Source organism: Acetatifactor sp., assembly GCF_982438285.1.
The window spans coordinates 1-3,460 of sequence record NZ_CEWDFQ010000327.1; the positions used below are offsets into that span (position 1 = coordinate 1).

Here is a 3,460-nt window from a genome sequence, read left to right on the forward strand (position 1 = left end):
AAATAATCCAGTCCCCTGCCGCTGCCATAAGGCCCCGTTTTATAACGGCTTTTTTTGCCGTCCGGCAGCACCTGCGCCTGGGGCTGTTTGGCCGTGTCGTTCCAGCCCTGAAATAACTCCTGCTCTCTTTGAATATCAAAGCACATGACCCGTTCCTCTGCATCGGAAATATTCCATCTGGTTTTCAGGCGGCGGATCAGCGTGTCAGCCTGAGGCCGCAGCCATTCCACTGCCGCAATATCCTCATACCTGCCGCTTTGCAGAAAGCCGTCCTCAAGGCCTCCGCACCCGGCAAAAAGATCTATCATTTTATACGGCATAACTTACTCCTCATCATGCTTCAAGTATTTTTCCAGCTCCTTCGCCAAAACCTCCCCCAGCATGGGAGGCACCGCATTTCCCACCTGCTTGTACTGCTGTGACTGGTTTCCATAAAAGATAAAATCATCAGGGAAGCTTTGAAGCCTGGCGCTTTCTCTCACCGTAGGAATGCGGTTATATTTATAATGAAAATGGGATCTGTGTCCCGTATTGATGGTGAGTGAGGGCTTTTTGCTGTGATATCGAGTCAGTGCCTCATGGTATTTGTACATTCCCCTGTATTCCTCCGGAAGCGCAAGATAATTTTTGCCCTCCGGGACCAGTGAAATCATTCTTTTTGTTTTTTCAATGGGAACGCTTCCCACATGATTATAAACCTTTGTTGAATTTTTCCGCATCTCTTTCTGATAGTCAGACATAGGAGGCGTTCTGTACTCCTGAATTTTCTCTCCCCGAAGAATATTTCCATCCTCTGTCTGGAGCGTTGGCAGATCGCTTATGGCTTCTTCACAGGTCACATAATGCTCCGGGTCGAGCCTCCCTTCGGGAAACGAAAAAACACGTTCCGAATCCCGCAGTCCCACAAAAAATACCCTTTTGCGTATCTGAGGAACGCCATAATCCGGCGCAAACAAAAGCCCCGGCACCATTTTGTAGCCGATTTTATCAAAATCCTCCACAATGCGCCTGGCACCCTCTCCTCCTCTGGCCTCCAAAAGCCCCAAAACATTTTCAAGCAGTACCGCCTGAGGATTTAAACGCTTTGTCAGCTCAACCATTGCCAGATAGAGGAAATTTCTCTTATCATTGATATCCATGGGACCTGCGTAGGAAAACCCCTGGCACGGCGGCCCCCCCATAAGCACATCCGGCTTGATTTTCCTTTCCTCTAAAAAGTCCACAATTTTGTCTATATTGTTATGGTCAAATAAATCCAGCTTCATAGCAGCGGCACCGCCGTGATTCATGCGGAAGGTTTCCAGGGCCGCATCATCCTGATCCACCCCCAGCACCACATGATATCCGGCATCCAAAAATCCCTTTGACAGGCCGCCCGCTCCGGAAAATAAGTCCACACAGGTAAATTGATTCATAGGGAATCCTCTTTCCAAGTATTTCTTTTTTATTTTATATCATACAGCAGATAATGTCCATTATTCCGGACTCAAAAAGCCCCCACGGCAGATATCAGTCAGAATATGCCATGGCATATCATAACATAATTAAAGACCGCATTCCAGCCTTGAAGGATGAAATTTTGCCCTGTGGGTTAAATTTGCGCTCACCTTATACAAAAAACTGCGGCAGCCAAAGGCTGCCACAGTCTATCGCTTCTGGTTGATGGGCAAAAGCCCTTCCTTGCGCACATTATGCTGTTGATTTTGATTTTCCGGCTTTTCTTTTTGGGTTACACTGTTAAATTCATCGTGGCATTTCTGCCGATTGCGCTTTTCCTGTTCCTTTTTATCCATTAAGCTCTACACTCCTCATTTCCGGGCTTTTTCCTGTCTCAAGAATGCCCTTGGCCAAAGTTCCGCAGCTTATCTGCAATCTCTGCCCTGAATATAGTGTGTACATATATGGATTTTTTTATACGAATAACCGCTATTATTTTTTTGTTGCTTTTCTCCCATAAAGTGTTATAATTAGAGACATGGAAGCATAGCTCAGCCGGGATGAGCGTTCGCCTCACACGCGAAAGGCCAGGGGTTCGAGCCCCCTTGCTTCCATTTTTTATTTCAGGCCGCAGATACGGGATTTTGCTGGAAAATCAAGTATTTGCGCCCTTTCAAGCTATCATCTTCCCAGCATTTCCTGCAGAATCTGCCGTATTGCAGCAATCCGCTCCACCGTATTCTGATCGATCAAGGCATCCGGCATCTGCAGCTGATGCGCCTCGCCTATGGTAAGGCTTCCCGCAAGGCTTTCGATCCGCCTAATCCCCTCCCTTTCTGAAAAGCTTTCCTCCCTTCCCATTCTGACAAGAAGAGAATCCAGCTTATCAAGGGCCATTGGCAGATTGTTCACTTCAAATTCTGCAGAAAGAACAGACGGATCAGCGTTTTTTTGCAGCCGCAGTTTCAAATCCGCACTGCCCTCCTTTTCCTGCTCTCCCTCTGCAAAATCTGTATGCAGAGAAAATTCCATGGAACCGTCTGACGCTCTTTCAGGTTTCATTATTGCAAGCATAGCAAAATATTCCCAATAAGAAAACATATTTTCATAATCTGACAGTGAAAAATCCCCTAACCAGCTCAAATCCAGTCCAAGCATCTGTCCGGCCTGCTCAAGGGACATATATTCTTCTCCGCTCCACTGTGGCAGCAGCATATCCAGCAGCTTATACTGTCCTGCCAGATTGCTGCGGACTGCGTTATACAGCATGGCGGCGTTTACCACATCCTGCTGATCTCCCAGATATAGCTCCGTAAGGGGAACCTCCGATCCTCCCGGTGTAATCTCAAAATAAAGCAGCTCTTCCCAGGACTGTCCCCTGATATGAAGCGTCAGCAGGGCTTCTTTGTCTGTTCCCGTTATTTGGGCCAATGTATCAAAAAATGCCGTCTGCTCCTGGGACAGCGCCTCTTCTGAAAGCTTAAGTGTCACATCAAAGGACAGCCTTCTCAAATCCCCGTTTTGATTTAACTTTCTCAGGTATTTTCGGGCATTAACCCTTTTATCTGTTTTGCATATGATATAAAAAACAAAAGGAATCAATAAACATGAGCATGCCTAAAATTGAATGCGCCAACATCGATAAATGCTGTGCCGCCGCTTCGCTTCTGCAGTCCGTTGCACTGGAAGAAACCGCTATCTCCCACATTCTGAACGCAGAGGGCGAAAAGCTGCAAAAAGCAATCGCCATGAAGGACTGCTCTCACCGGGATTTGCTTGAGATCAATAAATCAGTGGAAGAAATGGTCGACAAACTCACCACTTTAGAATTTGTGTTAAAAGCAAAGCTTGAATTGGTAAAGCCGCTTCTTGAAGACTGCAAAAAGCCTCCTAAGCCTTCCTGCTGATAAAAAAAGAGTCTGTTATGAAACAGACTCTTTTATCGGAGTGGCGGGATTCGAACTCGCGACCTCCGCCTCCCTAAGACGGCGCTCTAACCAAACTGAGCCACACCCCGTAACAC

Annotated in this window: 5 protein-coding genes and 2 tRNA genes; 2 read left to right on the plus strand and 5 right to left on the minus strand. The window is 46.8% G+C overall.

Features of this window, described 5'->3' with window-relative positions:
* The 3 genes from AC1WIP_RS13280 to AC1WIP_RS13290 form a co-directional block, all read right to left on the minus strand.
* Positions 1 to 320, minus strand: a 320-nt coding sequence (locus AC1WIP_RS13280) for a DNA cytosine methyltransferase (RefSeq protein WP_481142277.1), incomplete at its 3' end; no start/stop codon positions are given.
* Positions 321 to 323: 3 nt separating this feature from the next.
* Positions 324 to 1,415, minus strand: coding sequence for a DNA cytosine methyltransferase (locus AC1WIP_RS13285; RefSeq protein WP_481142278.1), 1,092 nt, complete (start codon positions 1,413 to 1,415; stop codon positions 324 to 326).
* A gap of 231 nt (positions 1,416 to 1,646) precedes the next feature.
* Complete coding sequence (locus AC1WIP_RS13290; RefSeq protein ID WP_481142279.1) at positions 1,647 to 1,793, minus strand: hypothetical protein; 147 nt, start codon at positions 1,791 to 1,793, stop codon at positions 1,647 to 1,649.
* 184 nt (positions 1,794 to 1,977) lie between these two features.
* Here AC1WIP_RS13290 and AC1WIP_RS13295 point away from each other — a divergent pair.
* Positions 1,978 to 2,051 (plus strand) — tRNA-Val (locus AC1WIP_RS13295).
* Positions 2,052 to 2,118: 67 nt separating this feature from the next.
* Here the strand turns inward: AC1WIP_RS13295 and AC1WIP_RS13300 are convergent.
* Positions 2,119 to 2,928 carry a hypothetical protein gene (locus AC1WIP_RS13300; RefSeq protein ID WP_481142280.1) on the minus strand — a complete coding sequence of 270 codons (810 nt, stop codon included), beginning with the start codon at positions 2,926 to 2,928 and terminating at the stop codon, positions 2,119 to 2,121.
* Positions 2,929 to 3,044: 116 nt separating this feature from the next.
* Here AC1WIP_RS13300 and AC1WIP_RS13305 point away from each other — a divergent pair, with 116 nt between their 5' ends.
* Positions 3,045 to 3,344 (plus strand): alpha-helical endospore appendage domain-containing protein, encoded by a 300-nt coding sequence (locus tag AC1WIP_RS13305; protein WP_318704947.1) that lies wholly within the window; start codon positions 3,045 to 3,047, stop codon positions 3,342 to 3,344.
* A gap of 35 nt (positions 3,345 to 3,379) precedes the next feature.
* Here AC1WIP_RS13305 and AC1WIP_RS13310 read toward each other — a convergent pair.
* Positions 3,380 to 3,454, minus strand: a tRNA-Pro gene (locus tag AC1WIP_RS13310).
* Positions 3,455 to 3,460 lie beyond the last annotated feature (6 nt).

Coding starts and splice junctions, on each gene's coding strand:
- AC1WIP_RS13305 (WP_318704947.1), top strand. CDS start 3,045: ATGAGCATGCCTAAAATTGAATGCGCCAACATCGATAAATGCTGTGCC.
- AC1WIP_RS13285 (WP_481142278.1), bottom strand. CDS start 1,415: ATGAATCAATTTACCTGTGTGGACTTATTTTCCGGAGCGGGCGGCCTG.
- AC1WIP_RS13290 (WP_481142279.1), bottom strand. CDS start 1,793: ATGGATAAAAAGGAACAGGAAAAGCGCAATCGGCAGAAATGCCACGAT.